This is a genomic window from Pseudomonas sp. RGM2987, assembly GCF_022952855.1.
In the GTDB taxonomy this organism is placed as follows: Bacteria; Pseudomonadota; Gammaproteobacteria; order Pseudomonadales; family Pseudomonadaceae; genus Aquipseudomonas.
Genome location: NZ_JALJDX010000162.1, coordinates 16,659 through 32,215, shown reverse-complemented (window position 1 = coordinate 32,215; position 15,557 = coordinate 16,659). Strand labels below are relative to the sequence as shown.

General features: G+C 63.2%; 19 protein-coding genes. 2 read left to right on the top strand and 17 right to left on the bottom strand.

Going from position 1 to position 15,557, the window contains the following annotated elements; all coding sequences use genetic code 11:
• Nucleotides 1-31: 31 nt before the first annotated feature.
• The 10 genes from RGM2987_RS07755 to ccmA all read right to left on the bottom strand — a co-directional run bounded on the left by RGM2987_RS07755 (nt 32) and on the right by ccmA (nt 7,419).
• Nucleotides 32-439: a hypothetical protein gene (locus RGM2987_RS07755; RefSeq protein ID WP_245139509.1), complete on the bottom strand. Its 408-nt coding sequence runs from the start codon at nt 437-439 to the stop codon at nt 32-34.
• 14 nt (nt 440-453) lie between these two features.
• A complete protein-coding gene (ccmI, locus tag RGM2987_RS07750) occupies nt 454-1,656 on the bottom strand; it encodes a c-type cytochrome biogenesis protein CcmI (RefSeq protein WP_245139508.1) in 1,203 nt (400 codons plus the stop codon).
• A complete protein-coding gene (locus RGM2987_RS07745) occupies nt 1,649-2,122 on the bottom strand; it encodes a cytochrome c-type biogenesis protein (RefSeq protein WP_245139507.1) in 474 nt (157 codons plus the stop codon). Before RGM2987_RS07745 ends, ccmI begins: the two co-directional genes overlap by 8 nt.
• Complete coding sequence (locus RGM2987_RS07740) at nt 2,119-2,655, bottom strand: DsbE family thiol:disulfide interchange protein (protein ID WP_245139506.1); 537 nt, start codon at nt 2,653-2,655, stop codon at nt 2,119-2,121. The genes RGM2987_RS07745 and RGM2987_RS07740 overlap by 4 nt, the downstream gene beginning before the upstream one ends.
• On the bottom strand, nt 2,652-4,640 hold the full coding sequence (locus tag RGM2987_RS07735) for a heme lyase CcmF/NrfE family subunit (RefSeq protein ID WP_245139505.1): 1,989 nt from the start codon (nt 4,638-4,640) through the stop codon (nt 2,652-2,654). The genes RGM2987_RS07740 and RGM2987_RS07735 overlap by 4 nt, the downstream gene beginning before the upstream one ends.
• A 3-nt stretch (nt 4,641-4,643) precedes the next feature.
• Entirely contained in the window at nt 4,644-5,099 is a 456-nt protein-coding gene (ccmE, locus tag RGM2987_RS07730; RefSeq protein WP_245139504.1) for a cytochrome c maturation protein CcmE, read from the bottom strand.
• A complete protein-coding gene (ccmD, locus tag RGM2987_RS07725) occupies nt 5,096-5,272 on the bottom strand; it encodes a heme exporter protein CcmD (protein WP_042729135.1) in 177 nt (58 codons plus the stop codon). The genes ccmE and ccmD overlap by 4 nt, the downstream gene beginning before the upstream one ends.
• A complete protein-coding gene (locus tag RGM2987_RS07720; protein ID WP_245139503.1) occupies nt 5,269-6,024 on the bottom strand; it encodes a heme ABC transporter permease in 756 nt (251 codons plus the stop codon). The genes ccmD and RGM2987_RS07720 overlap by 4 nt, the downstream gene beginning before the upstream one ends.
• A 94-nt stretch (nt 6,025-6,118) precedes the next feature.
• Nucleotides 6,119-6,787 (bottom strand): heme exporter protein CcmB, encoded by a 669-nt coding sequence (gene ccmB / locus RGM2987_RS07715; protein ID WP_245139502.1) that lies wholly within the window; start codon nt 6,785-6,787, stop codon nt 6,119-6,121.
• Nucleotides 6,784-7,419 (bottom strand): cytochrome c biogenesis heme-transporting ATPase CcmA, encoded by a 636-nt coding sequence (gene ccmA, locus RGM2987_RS07710; RefSeq protein ID WP_245139501.1) that lies wholly within the window; start codon nt 7,417-7,419, stop codon nt 6,784-6,786. The genes ccmB and ccmA overlap by 4 nt, the downstream gene beginning before the upstream one ends.
• Before the next feature lie 344 nt (nt 7,420-7,763).
• On the opposite strand from ccmA, the gene RGM2987_RS07705 reads away from it, so the two are divergent.
• Nucleotides 7,764-9,335 (top strand): flagellar hook-length control protein FliK, encoded by a 1,572-nt coding sequence (locus RGM2987_RS07705; protein WP_245139500.1) that lies wholly within the window; start codon nt 7,764-7,766, stop codon nt 9,333-9,335.
• The gene (locus RGM2987_RS07700) at nt 9,332-9,661 is read left to right on the top strand and encodes an EscU/YscU/HrcU family type III secretion system export apparatus switch protein (RefSeq protein WP_245139499.1); all 330 of its coding nucleotides are present in this window, start codon (nt 9,332-9,334) and stop codon (nt 9,659-9,661) included. Before RGM2987_RS07705 ends, RGM2987_RS07700 begins: the two co-directional genes overlap by 4 nt.
• 330 nt (nt 9,662-9,991) lie before the next feature.
• Here RGM2987_RS07700 and RGM2987_RS07695 read toward each other — a convergent pair whose 3' ends face one another.
• The 7 genes from RGM2987_RS07695 to RGM2987_RS07665 all read right to left on the bottom strand — a co-directional run bounded on the left by RGM2987_RS07695 (nt 9,992) and on the right by RGM2987_RS07665 (nt 15,521).
• On the bottom strand, nt 9,992-10,387 hold the full coding sequence (locus tag RGM2987_RS07695; RefSeq protein WP_245139498.1) for a DUF2802 domain-containing protein: 396 nt from the start codon (nt 10,385-10,387) through the stop codon (nt 9,992-9,994).
• Between the two features lies 1 nt (nt 10,388).
• Nucleotides 10,389-10,874: a chemotaxis protein CheW gene (locus RGM2987_RS07690; RefSeq protein WP_003183968.1), complete on the bottom strand. Its 486-nt coding sequence runs from the start codon at nt 10,872-10,874 to the stop codon at nt 10,389-10,391.
• 69 nt (nt 10,875-10,943) lie between these two features.
• Nucleotides 10,944-11,816 carry a CheW domain-containing protein gene (locus tag RGM2987_RS07685; RefSeq protein WP_245139497.1) on the bottom strand — a complete coding sequence of 291 codons (873 nt, stop codon included), beginning with the start codon at nt 11,814-11,816 and terminating at the stop codon, nt 10,944-10,946.
• A 93-nt stretch (nt 11,817-11,909) separates the two neighbouring features.
• A complete protein-coding gene (locus tag RGM2987_RS07680) occupies nt 11,910-12,701 on the bottom strand; it encodes a ParA family protein (RefSeq protein ID WP_245139496.1) in 792 nt (263 codons plus the stop codon).
• Between the two features lie 49 nt (nt 12,702-12,750).
• On the bottom strand, nt 12,751-13,635 hold the full coding sequence (gene motD, locus RGM2987_RS07675) for a flagellar motor protein MotD (protein ID WP_245139495.1): 885 nt from the start codon (nt 13,633-13,635) through the stop codon (nt 12,751-12,753).
• Between the two features lie 15 nt (nt 13,636-13,650).
• A complete protein-coding gene (locus RGM2987_RS07670; protein ID WP_245139494.1) occupies nt 13,651-14,391 on the bottom strand; it encodes a flagellar motor protein in 741 nt (246 codons plus the stop codon).
• Complete coding sequence (locus RGM2987_RS07665) at nt 14,391-15,521, bottom strand: chemotaxis response regulator protein-glutamate methylesterase (protein ID WP_245139493.1); 1,131 nt, start codon at nt 15,519-15,521, stop codon at nt 14,391-14,393. The genes RGM2987_RS07670 and RGM2987_RS07665 overlap by 1 nt, the downstream gene beginning before the upstream one ends.
• Nucleotides 15,522-15,557: the final 36 nt, after the last annotated feature.

Here is a 15,557-nt window from a genome sequence, read left to right as displayed (position 1 = left end):
CTCCCCCCCGCGCCACGGGTGATGCTGCTGACTAGTGAAACTGCCGCCCCAGCCCCGCCGGCACGCCTTCGATGGTGGTGTCTTCCCACGGCCCATTCGGGCTGACGGAGCGGCTCCAGCCGTTGTTCCAGCGGTAATAGGTGCGCTGGCGATAGAAGGTGTTGGTCTGGTTATCCAGCACATAGACCCCCAGTTTGGCGTCCCAATGGCTGTTGCCACCCGGTGGCGGAGCGAAGCTGGCGGAGGTGCGTGGCAGCGGCTTGGCCGGTTTGTTCGGGGTGACTGGCTTGCCCGGCGGCGTGGACGGGCCCGGCTTGGTGGTCGGGGTCGAAGGCGGGATCGGTGGCAGCGGCGCCGAAGGCTCGGGCGGACGCTGGACCGCACAAGCGCTCAGGCCCAGGACGAGCGTGAGCAGGGTGATACGAGCGATGGCGGTCATGGTGCGGCTTCCTGTTATTGATCCGGGCTGTCGATGGTCAGTTGTTGCGGCGCGGTGGTGCTGCTCGCCAGGGGTTGGCTGCGACCGATCCACTCACCGGCAGTCGGCTGGCCGGCCCGGGAGATGCGCGCCACCAGTTGGACTTCGGGGAAGTTCGACAGTTTCAGCTGCGGCATCATTGCGTCCGCGTCGCCCAGCTCAACCGTCACCGGCAGATCGGCCACCGTCAGCCGTTTGGCTGCCAGCGGCGCCGGCGGGCCTGAAGCGGCGCGGGCGAAAACGAACACACTGTCGCCCGGCTGGACCTTGGCCTTGAGAGCCGGCGCCAGGTCGACACGGACCTTGAGCAGCGCCGCGGCCTTGGTCGCCGGTGCTTGGGCGACCTTACCGCCACTGGCCTCCAGTCGTTCAGTGGCCCGGGTGATACCGCCCTGTAACGCCTCACGAGATTTGTCACCTTCCGGCAGTTGCGCCAGTAGACGGCCCCAGTAATCGATTGCCTCCTGATAGCGCTCGCCCTCGAATGCAGCGATGCCCAGCAGGCCGAGGCTGGTGACTTCCTTCGGATCGAGCTTCAGCGCTTCGTCGGTCAGCGCCTGGACCTTGTCCGACCATTTCTTGCCATCGGCGAAATACTGCGCCTGGGCCCATTGCCCCAGCAGTTCGGGTTGGCGCCCGGCCACCGCCACGGTGCGCTCGAAAATCCTCGCCGCATCGGCGGGCCGGTCCTGGGCCATGTAGGTACGGCCCAGGAAGTACAAGCCTTCGGCGGAATCCGGCTGCGCCGCCACCGCACGCTCCAGGCGCCGGGTCATGTCTTCCATCGATTGTGGCGCCTGGGCGAATTCGCGGGTCAGCTCGACCTTGTCGCTGGCACCGAAATGCAGGTACAACGCCACGCCCAACACCGGCACCAACACCGCAGCAAGCAGCGGCAACGGCTTGCCCAGCCGTGAGTCACGCGGTGCCTCGGCGCCTTCGGTGTCGGCCAGCAGCTCACGGGCCGCTTCGGCGCGACCGGCGTCCAGTTGCGCGGCGTTGAGCACGCCCTCCTCCCGCTCGGCCTGCAATTGGGCGATGCGTTCCTGGTACAACGCCACGTTGAGGGCAGTGCGATCCTCCTCCAATTGAGCGCGGCGCCCGCGCAGTACCGGAATCAAAAGAAAACTCAGGGCAACCAGGAGAAGCAGACCTGCGGCGAGCCAGAAATCAATCATGCTTGGTTTTATCCAACAGTTGGTCGAGGCGCTGGCGCTCTTCGACAGAAAGCGTGTCCGGGGCAGCCGTGCGCTGGACCCGACGCCGGCGCACGATCAGCGCGATGGCCACGAAACCACCGAGCAACAGCCCGGCCGGGCCGAACCACAGCAACGCGGTCTTGGAGGACAGGGCGGGGTTGTAACGCACGAACTCACCGTAGCGATCCACCATGAAATCGATGATCTGCTGGTTGTCCTTGCCCTCGCCGAGCATGCGGAAGATTTCCTTGCGCAGGTCGGCGGCAATCGGCGCATTGGAGTCGGCGATGTCCTGGTTCTGGCACTTGGGGCAGCGCAGTTCCTTGGTCAACTCGCGGAACCGCGCGCGCTCGCCGTCATTGGCGAATTCGTAGGTGTCGATGGCGGCGTGGGCCACACCGACAATGCTCAAGCCCAGGACAGCCGCCGCTAGCCAGCGCTTCATGGCTTGGCCTCGTCCACCAGCGCCTGGTACTTGGCAGCGAGTTTCTCGCGCCAGACCTGTTCGTCGATCACCCCGACGAACTTGTCGCGAATGACGCCCTTGGCATCGATGAAGAAGGTTTCCGGCGCGCCATAGACGCCCAGGTTCAGGCCCAGGGAGCCATCTTCGTCGCGGATATCCATTTGATACGGGTTGTGAAACTCGGCGAGCCACTTGAGGGCGTCGGCATTGACGTCCTTGTAGTTGACGCCGTAGATCACCACACCGTTCTGCGCCAGCTTGTTGAGCACCGGGTGCTCGACCCGGCAGGAAATGCACCACGTGCCCCAGACGTTGACCAACGCCGGCTTGCCCAGCAGGTCGGCGCGGGTCAGGGTCTTGTCGCCCTGGACCGAGGGCAGCGAGAACTCAGGGAACGGCTTGCCGATCATCGCCGAAGGCAACTCGGACGGGTTCAGGTACAGGCCCCGGTACAGAAAGACCGCCATCACCAGGAACAGCGCCAGCGGCAACAACATCAACCAACGTTTCATGCAGGGGCTCCCGTCACGCCCAGGGCTTCGCGCACCCGGGTTTTCACTTTGACTCGATAGCGCCGGTCCAGCGCCGCCAGCACCCCGCCCAGTCCGGTGAGCAAGCCACCGAACCAGATCCAGCGCACGAACGGCTTGACGTGCACCCGCACCGCCCACGCGCCATCCCCCAGGGATTCACCCAGCGCCACATAGAGATCGCGGGTGAAACCGGCGTCGATCCCGGCTTCGGTCATTACCGAGTTCTGTACGGTATAGAGGCGTTTTTCCGGGTGCAGCACGCTGATTTGCTGGCCGTCGCGCATCACCCGCACGGTGCCTTTGTCGGACGTGAAGTTAGGGCCTTCAAAGTGCTTGGCGCCTTCGAACACGAACTGATAGCCGGCCAGGTCCATGGACTCGCCCGGCGCCAGGCGCAGGTCGCGCTCGGCGCTGTTCTGGCTGGACAGCACTACCCCCAGGGCGCAGACGGCGATGCCCAGGTGGGCGATCTGCATGCCCCAATAACTGCGGGTCAGGGTTGGCAGGCCTTTGATCAGGCCTTTGTGTCGAGTCTTGTCGAAGAGGTCTCGCACACCCGCCAGCAACACCCAGGCCGCCAGCACGAAGGTGGCCAGCACCGCCCAGTTGAAATCGCCATAGGCCACGCCGGCCACCACGGCCAGGGCGGCGGTGCCCAGCAACACCGGGGTAAGCATGTTCACCAGCCACTTGAGCGGGGTGTCTTTCCAGCGCACCAGCACGCCCACGGCCATCACCACCATCAGGATCGCCATCAGCGGGATGAACAGCGCGTTGAAGTACGGCGGGCCGACCGACAGCTTGGCCCCGGACAGCGCATCGAGCACCAGCGGATACAACGTCCCCAGCAGGATCATCGACGCGGCCACCACCAGCACCAGGTTGTTACCCAGCAACAAGGTTTCCCGCGACCAGAGGTTAAAGCCGACCTGGCTCTTCACCACGGGTGCGCGCACGGCGAACAACGTCAGCGAACCGCCGACCACGAACAGCAGGAAAATCAGGATGAACACGCCGCGCTCGGGGTCCGAGGCGAAGGCATGCACCGAGGTCAGGACGCCGGAACGCACCAGGAAGGTACCGAGCAGGCTCAGGGAGAACGCGGCAATCGCCAGCAGCACCGTCCAGCTCTTGAACACGCCGCGTTTTTCCGTGACCGCCAGGGAGTGAATCAGCGCAGTGCCCACCAGCCACGGCATGAACGAGGCGTTTTCCACCGGGTCCCAGAACCACCAGCCGCCCCAGCCGAGTTCGTAGTAGGCCCACCATGAGCCGAGGGTGATGCCGATGCCGAGGAACGCCCAGGCGACGATGGTCCACGGCCGCGACCAGCGCGCCCACGCGGCGTCCAGACGCCCACCGAGCAACGCCGCGATAGCGAAAGAGAACGCCACCGAGAAACCGACATAGCCCATGTAGAGCATCGGTGGATGAACGATCAGGCCAATGTCCTGCAGCAACGGGTTGAGGTCGCGACCATCCACCGGTACCTGGGGCAGGATGCGTTCGAACGGGTTGGAGGTAACAATCAGGAACAGCAGGAAACCGGTGCTGATCAGGCCCATCACCGCCAGCACCCGGGCCAGCATCACCTGGGGCAGTTGCCGGGAAAACACCGAGACCGCGAAGGTCCAGCCGGCGAGAATCAAGGCCCAGAGCAGCAGCGAACCTTCGTGGGCGCCCCACACCGCACTGAACTTGTAGTACCAGGGCAAGGCGCTGTTGGAGTTGCTGGCGACATAGGCCACGGAGAAATCATCGACCATGAAGGCATAGGTCAGGCAGCCGAAGGCGAACAGCATGAACGCGAACTGGCCCCACGCCGCCGGCTGGGCCAGGCTCATCCACAGGCGGTCGCCGCGCCAGGCACCGAGCAAGGGCACCACCGCCTGCACCAGGGCAAAGCACAGGGCCAGGATCATCGCCAGGTGGCCCAGCTCAGGGATAAAAAGTCCTGCCGTCATCGATCAGCCCTCCTTCACGGGAGCGGGCGCCGACTGGCCGCTGTCTTTCAAGGCCTTGGTCACTTCCGGCGGCATGTATTTTTCATCGTGCTTGGCCAGTACTTCGTCGGCCACCACCACGCCGTCGGCGTTGAGCTTGCCCAGGGCGACGATGCCCTGCCCCTCGCGGAACAGGTCCGGCAGGATGCCGCGGTAGGTGATGGTCACGGTCTTGTTGAAGTCGGTGACATTGAACTTCACGTCCAGGGAATCCCCGGAGCGCACCAGCGAGCCTTTTTCCACCATGCCGCCTGCGCGGATACGGGTGTCCTGGGGCGCTTCGCCGCCGGCGATCTGGGTCGGGGTATAAAACAGGTTGATGTTCTGCTGCAAGGCGCTCAGGGCCAGGCCGACGGCGGCGCCGACGCCCACCAGGATCGCCAGAATGATGACAAGACGTTTTTTGCGCAGCGGATTCACTGACCGTTCTCCCGGCGCAGACGACGCGCCTCTTGTTGCAGATACCGCTTGCGGGCCAGGATCGGCACCGCCACGTTGAGGGCCAGCACCGCCAGGCAGATGCCGTAGGCTGACCAGACATACAGGCCATGATGGCCCATGGCGAGGAAATCGCCGAATGAAGCGAAACTCATCGAGCGGCCTCCAGGCTGTTCTGTACTTCGGCCTTCACCCAACTGGCCCGGGACTCGCGCTTGAGCACTTCCAGGCGCATGCGCAGCAACAGCACCGCGCCAAAGAAGCAGTAGAAACCCAATGCGGTGAGCAACAGCGGCAGCCACATTTCCACGGGCATCGCCGGTTTTTCGGTCAATTTGAACGTGGCGCCCTGGTGCAGCGTATTCCACCACTCCACCGAGTACTTGATGATCGGGATGTTGATCACTCCGACAATCGCCAGCACCGCGCAAGCCTTGGCGGCGCTGTCACGATTGCTGATGGCGTTGCCCAGCGCAATAAGACCGAAGTACAGGAACAGCAGGATCAGCATCGACGTCAGTCGGGCATCCCAGACCCACCACGAACCCCAGGTCGGCTTGCCCCAGATGGCCCCGGTGACCAGCGCCACGGCGGTCATCCAGGCGCCGATGGGCGCGGCGCATTGCAGGGCGACGTCCGCCAGTTTCATCTTCCACACCAGCCCGACCACGCCGCATACCGCGAGCATCACATAGATGGATTGGGCCAGCATGGCGGTGGGTACGTGGATATAGATGATGCGAAAGCTGTTGCCTTGCTGGTAGTCCGGCGGCGCGAACGCCAGGCCCCAGACCACGCCGCAGCCAATCAGCAGCACAGCGGCGATGCTCAGCCAGGGCAGCAGTTTGCCGCTGATGCCGTAGAACCACTTGGGTGAGCCGAGCTTATGAAACCAGGTCCAGTTCATTGCTGTTTCCATCACGGTCGCGGCTCGCCATCACGAGCCGCCGGGTCTGCCTTTACTTCCTGGGAAGTGGTCGTTTTTTGACCAGGCCTCATTATTATTCGCCGACGCTGATCTTCAGGCCAGCGGCTATTGCAAAGGGTGTCAGGGTTATCGCCAGGGCGGTCAGGCTCCCAAGCCACAGCAGATAACCGGTCGCCGGCATGCCTTGCAACGCAGCTTGCAAAGCGCCGCTGCCGAGGATCAACACCGGGATATACAGCGGCAGGATCAACAGGGCCAGCAGCAGGCCGCCACGCTTGAGCCCCACCGTCAACGCAGCGCCCACCGCACCGAGCAGGCTCAACACCGGCGTCCCCAGCAGCAGTGACACCAGCAGCACTGGCATACATTCGGCGGGCAACCCCAGCATCATCGCCAGCAGCGGCGAGAGCAGCACCAGCGCCAGCCCGGAAAAAACCCAGTGTGCCAGCACCTTGGCTAAAACCAGAAGGGCCAGGGGGTGCGACGAAAGGACCCACTGTTCGAGGGATCCGTCTTCGAAATCACTGCGGAAAAGCCCGTCCAGCGAGAGCAGGACCGACAAAAGCGCCGCCACCCAGACCAGCCCCGGCGACAAGGTTTGCAACAATTGAGTCTCCGGGCCGACCGCCAGCGGGAACAGCGCAATGACGATCGCGAAGAACACCAGCGGGTTGGCAAGTTCGGCCGGGCGTCGGAACAACAGGCGCGCCTCGCGGGCAAGCAACAAGCCGAACACACTCATACGGCCCAGTTCCCCAGATCAACGTTGCGATAGCCGGATGGCATCCGCGCCAGGGTGTGGTGGGTGGTCAACAACACCATGCCGCCGCTTTCGCAATGCAGGGCCAGATGCTCCTCGAGCTGCGCCACGCCTTGCTTGTCGAGGGCGGTGAAGGGTTCGTCGAGGATCCACAACGGCGGGCTGTCCAGGTACAGCCGGGCCAGGGCCACGCGGCGTTGCTGGCCGGCGGACAGGGTGTGGCATGGCACGTCTTCGAAGCCGCGCAATCCCACGGTATCCAATGCCTGCCAGATCGCCTCGCGGCCGGCCGGCCGGTGCAGTGCGCAGAGCCAGCTGAGGTTTTCTTCCGGGGTGAGCAGGTCCTTGATGCCGGCGGCGTGACCGATCCAGAGCAGGTTGCGCGCCAGTTCACTGCGTTGCTCCTGCAAGGGCTGGCCATTGAGCAGCACCTGGCCTGCGGTCGGTTGCATCAGCCCGGCGAGCAGGCGCAACAGGCTGGTCTTGCCGCTGCCGTTGGGCCCGCTGATCTGCACCATATCGCCCGATGAGAGTCTCAATTCGAGATGTTCGAAAAGCAGTCGCAAGTCTCGCTCACAGGCGAGGCCGACGGTTTGCAAGAGAGGACTGGTCAAGGGATCGCGGGCCTTATACGGTTCAAGTCGGCGGTGCAGCGGCCGTTAAAGTGGTGCAGCATAGATGCATTGACGGCCTGTTCCACAGAGCTGCGTCAAACAATTGCTAGGCTATGTACGAAATAGCTTGAAACTTGGTTATGCGGCGTTAAAAACCGGCTCGGAATGCTCATTGACAACCAGTCAACTCCGCTTCCTCGCCGTTTTTTGCCTTGCCTAACCCGCGTTTCAAACTATTTCGTACACAGCCTAGGTTTTTCGCCACTCCCTGAAAGACGGGCGGCATTATACATGTCGGCCCCGGGTCTAAAGAGAGCTTATTTTTCTCCAAGGTAAGACCGCAGATGACAGGCGACATCAACATCCTGCCAATCCCCCCGTCCACGGCAACGCCCCGTACGCCGGTGATCAGTGGCGAGCTGCTCAAACTGCTGGCGCCGACCGAGGGTTTGATCGGCCCCGGCCAGACCGCCCAGGCCGAAGTGCTGTCGCTCAAACAGGCTGACCAGACTTTCCAGCTGTTGCTCAAGGTCACCCTGGACAGCGGTCGCCAGACCACGGTGCAGGCCACCAGTACCCAACCGTTGCCCCAAGGCACCAGCCTGGCCGTGACCCAGCCATCACCGAGCAACCTGGCGATTGCCGTGCAACAGGCTGTTGCCGCAAGTGTCGCAACCCTGACCCGGATCGATACCGCGCAATTGCCCGTCGGTACCCTGCTGCAAGGCAAGGTGCTGACCAGCCAGGCGCTGCCGCAAGTGCCGGGGCAACCGGCGGTATATCGGTCGTTGGTGAGCTTGGTCAATACCGCCCAGGTGGGCGCCACGCTGGATATCGACAGCCCACAACCGTTGCGCATCGGCACACTGTTGAGCGCCCAGGTGCAAGATGCCCAGACGCTGAAGTTCGTCCCGTTGAGCAATCGGCAGGAACAACTGGCGGTGAGCCAGCAATTGGTGACCCAAGTGAGCCGCCAGGGCTCGCTGGACAACCTGCTCACCGTGCTGCAGAACCTGCCGGCCACCGACGACACCGGCACTGAACTGCGTGCCGCGGTGACCCGCCTGCTGGCCGGCCTGCCGGACGTGCAGCAACTGAGTACGCCCAAGGGGCTGGCGCAGGCCATCGCCGCCAGCGGTGTGTTCCTGGAAAACAAACTGCTCGCCGGACAACCCCCAGGCCAGGCGCCGGACCTGAAGAGCGACCTGCTGAAGCTGATCGCTCAGTTGACCCCGGCCCTGCCCGCCTCGACCAATCTCGGTGCGGTGATCGCCGCCAACACACTGGCCCAGGCCCTGCCCAGCTTCGTACGAAGCGCCCTGGGCATGCTCGGCCAGGTCAGCGCCAAGCCCCAACCCACCAGCTTCCCCCTGCCCTCGCGCCTGTTGAAAGAGCAAGACGAAGAAGGCGATCTGGAGCACCTGCTGCGCCTGGCTGCCGCAGCCGTCTCGCGGCTGCAAAGCCATCAGCTGTCGAGCCTGGAACAGACCGGGCTGACGGACGACGGGCGGTTGATGAGCACCTGGCAACTGGAAGTCCCGATGCGCAACCTGCAAGACATCGTGCCGTTGCAGCTCAAGTTCCAGCGCGAGGAAACCACGCCCCGGGAACAGCCCCAGGAGCGCCGCGAAGAACGCGAGACGAAACAACAACTCTGGCGGGTCGAGATGGCATTCGACCTGGCCCCGCTGGGGCCATTGCAGGTTCAGGTGCAGCTGCTCAGCGGCACGCTGTCAAGCCAGCTGTGGGCTCAACGGCCGTACACGGCGAACCTGATCGAAAGCAACCTGGCCGCGCTGCGCGAGCGTCTTGTGAACTGCGGCCTGAACGTCGGTGACTTGGACTGCCACCTAGGCACCCCGCCCCAAGGGCCCAAGACTCGCCTGGAACAACGCTGGGTGGACGAAACCGCATGACAACCCACACCGAACCCCGCCAGGCCATTGCCCTCAAATACGACGGCCAGCATGCCCCGACCCTCACTGCCAAGGGTGACGAAGCCCTGGCCGAGGAAATCCTGCGGATCGCCCGGGACAGTGAAGTGCCGATCTATGAAAACGCCGAGCTGGTGAAACTGCTGGCGCGGATGGAACTGGGCGACAGCATTCCGGAAGAGTTGTACCGCACGATTGCCGAAATCATCGCGTTTGCCTGGAACCTCAAGGGCCGATTCCCCCAGGGCCATGACCCGAACGCGCCGAGTGTCGAGAAAGACGTGACCGAGCGTGGCGACGATTACTGAGGCTGTGACGGTGTACCGTCGGTTTTACACCCCGTGGCGAGGGAGCTTGCTCCCGCTCGGCCGGGCTGGCGCTCCAGTGCGTAGCAGCCGCAAAAATTTTGTGGCCGCTGCGCCCGAGGCGTCGGATCTGCCCAGCGGGAGCAAGCTCCCTCGCCACGGGGATTGCGTCTCGCTGAAAATATGGGTGACTGAACTTTTTGTGGCGAACGCCAGAAAAACCTGTGGGAGCGAGCCTGCTCGCGATGGCGGTCGTACATTCAACATCGCTATTGACTGTCACACCGCTATCGCGGGCAGGCTCGCTCCCACATGGGTTCTGGGCGATGGCGGTCAGCCGCCTCTGTGCAACTTGCTCATCAACTCCGCCTCGGCCTGGGTCAAGCCGCAGGACTGGGTCAGTTCGTCGACGCTGGCGCCCATGCCGACCAGGCGGGCGGCCTGGGCGAAGGACAGGCTGGAGGGGTCGCGCTGTTCCAGTTGGGCGAGTTTATCCGGCAACGGGCCGACCACGGCGCGCAGCTCATGGATGGCCTCCCCCATGCGCACGGTGCCGTTCTGGTAATCGTCGACGCGCTTGGCCAGGTCCTTGATGCGCTGGTCGCGCAACGCATCGCCCTGGGCCTGCTGAGCGGCGATCTGCCGCTGGCCACGTATGTACGCCAGGAACATCGCCAGCGTGCCTGCCCAGAAAAGGAACAGGACAATGACTGCTACCTCAAGAATCAAATCAGATACTCTCCAGTTCCGACCACTCTTCTTCGCTCATCATTTTTTCCAGCTCGACCAGGATCAGCAACTCGTTGTTCTTGTTGCAGACGCCCTGGATGAACTTGGCCGACTCTTCGTTACCGACGTTAGGCGCGGTTTCGATTTCCGACTGACGCAAGTAAACCACTTCGGCGACGCTGTCGACGAGGATACCGACCACTTGCTTGTCCGCCTCGATGATCACGATACGGGTGTTGTCGTTGACCTCGGTGGAGCTCAGGCCGAAACGCTGGCGCGTGTCGATCACGGTAACCACGTTACCCCGCAGGTTGATGATGCCCAGCACGTAGCTTGGCGCACCCGGTACCGGAGCGATCTCGGTATAGCGCAGCACTTCCTGTACGCGCATCACGTTGATGCCGTAGGTTTCGTTGTCGAGCTTGAAGGTCACCCATTGCAAGATCGGATCTTCGGAACCCTTGAGAGACGACGCCTTATCATTCATACCCTGACCCCTCGAAAAACCGCCTGTGGCGGTGTGTTCTGTCCCATGACGCGGTGCGCCACGGTTGTCTTATTTCGGTTTCTGGACCGGCTTGCTGCCGCCCAGGTGTTTTGCCCCGCCGCTGGCAATCAACTCCGCCAGCTCGGAAACGTCCAGCAAGGCGCACATGTGTTCGATCACCGTACCGGCCAGCCATGGCCGTTGCCCTCGATGGCTGCGCCACTTGATCTCGTTCGGGTCCAGGCGCAGCGAGCGGCTGACCTGATGCACCGCCAACCCCCACTCATACCCCTGCACCGAGATCACATACTGCAAGCCCTGGCGAAAATCATCGCGATAACGGTCCGGCATGACCCAACGAGCCGTATCCAGTACCTTCAGGTTGCCGGCCTGGCTCGGCAGGATCCCGAGGAACCACTCCGGCTGGCCGAACAACGGTGTCAATTCCTGCCCGGCCAGGGAATAAATCGAGCCCAGGCACACCAGCGGCACCGCGAGCGTCAGGCCCGCCACATCGAACAACAGGCACTCGAACGGCTCGCCGGCCCAGGCCGGACGGTCGTCGGCCTGCACCGGAGGCGGCGTGTTGCTCGGCGGCAGGTGGACTTCCACCACCGGTGTCACCAGGCCTTGCAACAGCGGTGCAACCGTCGACACCGGCGCGAGAATCGGCGCGGGTGCGTCCATGACCTTCACCTGTGGTTTGACGAACGGTGCCTCGACCGCTGCTGCAACCACTGACGTACGTGCATCACGGGCCTGCTCTTCGAGCACGGCCGCTTGAAATTCATCCAGTACAACTTCGGCTTCGACGGGCTCGGGCAACGCCTCGATCACGCTCGGCTGCGGTGGCAATTCTTCGGTCGCTTCCTGCAACAGCCCGTCCAGGTAGGACTGCAAGGCCAGTTGCGGACGCGAGGTAGTCTTTATCGGGCGGTTCATTGGAAAAGTCCGCCGCTTGAAAAGGTTATCGGCATGAATACGGTAGGACTTGAGCGCTCACAGGTGAACGCAATGGTGGGAAAGCTCGTCACCTTAAGCCACCTGCTGTGAAACAAGCTGCTGGGCCAGCAGGTGCTTGAGCAACGCCCGGTAGGCCAGCACGCCACGACTCTTGCCATCGAACTGCGACGGGGTCACACCGACGCGGCTGGCGTCCCGCAAGCGCGTATCGATGGGGATGTAGCCTTGCCAGATATCATCCGGGTACTTGTCCCGCAGGACACGCAACGTTCCCAGGGAGGCCTGGGTCCGGCGGTCGAACAGGGTCGGCACGATGTTGAACGTCAGCGTCTGCTTGCGTGAACGATTGACCATTGCCAGGGTATTGACCATGCGTTCCAGGCCCTTGACCGCCAAATGCTCGGTCTGCACCGGGATCACCAACTGCTGGCTCGCGGCCAGGGCATTGACCATCAACAAACCCAGCAGCGGCGGGCTGTCGATGATCGCATAATCGAAATCCTGCCACAGCTGCGCCAGACTCTTGGCGATCACCAGGCCCAGGCCACCCTGGCCTGGCGACTGGCGCTCGAGGGTCGCCAGGGCAGTACTGGAGGGCAACAGGGAAATCCCTTCGTGGCTGGTCGACAACAGCAACTGCCCGGGCAGGCCTTCGGGCACCGTGCCCTTGTGCAGGAACAGGTCGAAGTTACTGTGCTCCAGGCTATCGGGATCGTAGCCAAAATAGCTGGTCATCGAGCCGTGGGGGTCCAGGTCGACGATGACCACGCGCTTGCCCGCCTCAGCCAGCAACCCGGCTAAAGCGATGGAAGATGTGGTCTTGCCCACACCACCTTTTTGATTGGCGACTGCCCAGACTCTCATTCGGATCGTTCCTCCCGGCCGAAACAGGCTCGACCGAGAAATAGCTCGGTTATAAAGCAGGTGACGGAGAATTGACGGCGCTCCGCTGTCCCGGCGACTTGACCGGGGCCGGTGCAGTTTGTGTGCCAGCGCGCTTCAATGCCGCGTCCGGCGTTGCGTTGGCCGTGCCGGTACCGGTCAGGCTGCGCCGCACGTCGAGGTTGCGCGAGACCACCAGCACCACGCGCCGGTTGCGCGCACGCCCTTCGGCGGTGGCGTTATTGGCCACCGGCTGGAACTCGCCATAGCCCACCGAGGCCAGGCGGCCGGGATTGACGCCCTGCATCGCCAGCATGCGGACGATGCTCGCCGAGCGGGCCGAAGACAGCTCCCAATTGGTGGGGTATTGCGACGTTCGAATCGGTTGGTCGTCGGTAAAACCTTCGACATGGATCGGGTTGTCGAACGGCTTCAGGATCGTCGCCACTTTGTCGATGATGTTGAAAGCCATGTCGCTGGGCATGGCGTCGCCGCTGCCGAACAACAGGCTGGAATTGAGCTCGATCTCGACCCACAACTCGTTGCCGCGCACGGTCATCTGGTTGGAGCTGATCAGGTCTCCGAACGCCGCACTGATGTCATCGGCAATGCTTTTCAAAGGATCGCTGCCACCGGCGATGCCGGCGTCGACCTGCTCGGAGTCCTTGACCAACGGCTTGGCCGGCGTGGTGCTCTTGGGCCGTTCGTCGCCGATGGGAATCGGCTTGAGGGCACGATCCGAATCGGTGAAGACCCCGATCAACGCCTCGGAAATGACTTTGTACTTGCCTTCGTTGACCGACGAGATCGAATACATGACCACGAAAAAGGCGAACAGCAGCGTGATGAAGTCGGCGTAGGAAACCAGCCAGCGTTCATGATTGACGTGTTCTTCAGTGTGCCTGCGACGGGCCATATTCCATGTCTCCCATCAGTCCATGAAGCCCTGGAGCTTCAACTCAATGGAGCGCGGGTTTTCACCTTCGGCAATCGACAGGATCCCTTCCAGCAGCATTTCGCGATAGCGCGACTGGCGCAGTGCGATGGACTTGAGCTTGGCCGCGATCGGCAGCAACACCAGGTTGGCACTCGCCACCCCGTAGATCGTGGCGACGAAGGCCACGGCGATGCCGCTGCCCAGTTGCGATGGATCGGCCAGGTTGCCCATGACATGGATCAGGCCCATCACCGCACCGATGATGCCGATGGTCGGCGCGTAGCCGCCCATGCTTTCGAACACCTTGGCCGCCTCGATGTCGCGACTTTCCTGGGTGTAGAAATCCACTTCAAGGATGCTGCGGATGGCTTCAGGCTCGGCACCGTCGACCAGCAATTGCAGGCCTTTGCGTGAGTAACTGTCGGGTTCGGCGTCGGCCACCCCTTCCAGGCCCAGCAAACCTTCCTTGCGCGCGGTCAGGCTCCAGTTCACCACGCGATCGATACCGCCGGCCAGGTCCACCCGGGGCGGAAAGATAATCCAGATCAGCACCTGCATGGCACGCTTGAAAGCGCTCATGGGCGATTGCAACAACGCCGCGCCAATGGTGCCACCGAGCACGATCAACGCCGCCGGGCCATTGGCCAGGGCGCCCAAGTGCCCGCCTTCCAGGTAGTTGCCGCCGATGATGGCGACGAACGCCATGATGATGCCAATCAGGCTGAGCACATCCATTACAGGCAGGCCTCGGTCAGATGCCTGCCGATGTCATCCAGGCTGTACACCGCGTCGGCGAGGTCCGCCTTGACGATTGCCATGGGCATGCCGTAGATCACGCAGCTGGCTTCGTCCTGGGCCCAGATCGCGCTCCCACCTTGTTTGAGCAGGCGTGCGCCTTCACGGCCGTCGGCGCCCATGCCGGTGAGCACCACCGCCAGAACTTTGTCACCGTAGGATTTTGCCGCGGAGCCGAAAGTGATGTCCACGCACGGCTTGTAGTTCAGACGCTCGTCGCCCGGCAGGATTTTCACCGCGCCACGGCCATCGACCATCATTTGCTTGCCACCCGGCGCCAGCAACGCCAGGCCCGGACGCAGGATGTCACCATCCTCGGCTTCCTTGACGCTGATGTTGCAGAGTTTGTCCAGGCGCTCGGCGAAAGCCTTGGTGAAGGCCGCCGGCATATGCTGGATCAGCACGATGGGCGCCGGGAAGTTGGCCGGCAACTGGGTCAGGACCCGTTGCAGGGCCACCGGACCACCGGTGGACGTGCCAATGGCAACCAGCTTGTAGGCTTTGCGCTTGGGCGATGGCGACGAGGCACTGGCAGGCGTCGGACGAGCAGGGGCCGGGGCCGGTGTACTGCGCACCAGTGCCGGATTGAAGCTGCTCGACGATGAAGTCGGTGCTGGCGCGGGGCTCGGTGCCGCTGCCGGGGCCGGCGCGCTGTAGGCGCTGACACGCCGGTTACTGCGGGAGATGCTGTGGACCTTCTCGCACAGCAACTGCCGGACCTTGTCGGGGTTGCGCGAGATGTCTTCGAAATTCTTCGGCAGGAAATCCACTGCCCCGGCGTCCAGCGCATCGAGGGTCACCCGGGCGCCTTCATGGGTCAGGGAGGAGAACATCAATACCGGGGTCGGGCAGCGCTGCATGATATGCCGCACCGCCGTGATGCCATCCATCATCGGCATCTCGTAGTCCATGGTGATCACGTCCGGCTTGAGCGCCAGCGCCTGATCGATTGCCTCTTTACCGTTGGTTGCGGTGCCCACGACTTGAATTGTCGTGTCCGCCGAGAGAATTTCCGAGACGCGGCGGCGGAAAAACCCCGAATCGTCCACCACCAGGACTTTAACTACCATAAACACTCCGTTAGACGAGGCGCGGCCCACAGCCAC

Bases quoted from the DNA above. Each gene is read 5' to 3' on its own strand.
- RGM2987_RS07755 (WP_245139509.1), bottom strand. From the start codon at position 439: ATGACCGCCATCGCTCGTATCACCCTGCTCACGCTCGTCCTGGGCCTG.
- ccmI (WP_245139508.1), bottom strand. From the start codon at position 1,656: ATGATTGATTTCTGGCTCGCCGCAGGTCTGCTTCTCCTGGTTGCCCTG.
- RGM2987_RS07745 (WP_245139507.1), bottom strand. From the start codon at position 2,122: ATGAAGCGCTGGCTAGCGGCGGCTGTCCTGGGCTTGAGCATTGTCGGT.
- RGM2987_RS07740 (WP_245139506.1), bottom strand. From the start codon at position 2,655: ATGAAACGTTGGTTGATGTTGTTGCCGCTGGCGCTGTTCCTGGTGATG.
- RGM2987_RS07735 (WP_245139505.1), bottom strand. From the start codon at position 4,640: ATGACGGCAGGACTTTTTATCCCTGAGCTGGGCCACCTGGCGATGATC.
- ccmD (WP_042729135.1), bottom strand. From the start codon at position 5,272: ATGAGTTTCGCTTCATTCGGCGATTTCCTCGCCATGGGCCATCATGGC.
- RGM2987_RS07720 (WP_245139503.1), bottom strand. From the start codon at position 6,024: ATGAACTGGACCTGGTTTCATAAGCTCGGCTCACCCAAGTGGTTCTAC.
- ccmB (WP_245139502.1), bottom strand. From the start codon at position 6,787: ATGAGTGTGTTCGGCTTGTTGCTTGCCCGCGAGGCGCGCCTGTTGTTC.
- RGM2987_RS07705 (WP_245139500.1), top strand. From the start codon at position 7,764: ATGACAGGCGACATCAACATCCTGCCAATCCCCCCGTCCACGGCAACG.
- RGM2987_RS07700 (WP_245139499.1), top strand. From the start codon at position 9,332: ATGACAACCCACACCGAACCCCGCCAGGCCATTGCCCTCAAATACGAC.
- RGM2987_RS07690 (WP_003183968.1), bottom strand. From the start codon at position 10,874: ATGAATGATAAGGCGTCGTCTCTCAAGGGTTCCGAAGATCCGATCTTG.
- RGM2987_RS07685 (WP_245139497.1), bottom strand. From the start codon at position 11,816: ATGAACCGCCCGATAAAGACTACCTCGCGTCCGCAACTGGCCTTGCAG.
- RGM2987_RS07680 (WP_245139496.1), bottom strand. From the start codon at position 12,701: ATGAGAGTCTGGGCAGTCGCCAATCAAAAAGGTGGTGTGGGCAAGACC.
- motD (WP_245139495.1), bottom strand. From the start codon at position 13,635: ATGGCCCGTCGCAGGCACACTGAAGAACACGTCAATCATGAACGCTGG.
- RGM2987_RS07670 (WP_245139494.1), bottom strand. From the start codon at position 14,391: ATGGATGTGCTCAGCCTGATTGGCATCATCATGGCGTTCGTCGCCATC.
- RGM2987_RS07665 (WP_245139493.1), bottom strand. From the start codon at position 15,521: ATGGTAGTTAAAGTCCTGGTGGTGGACGATTCGGGGTTTTTCCGCCGC.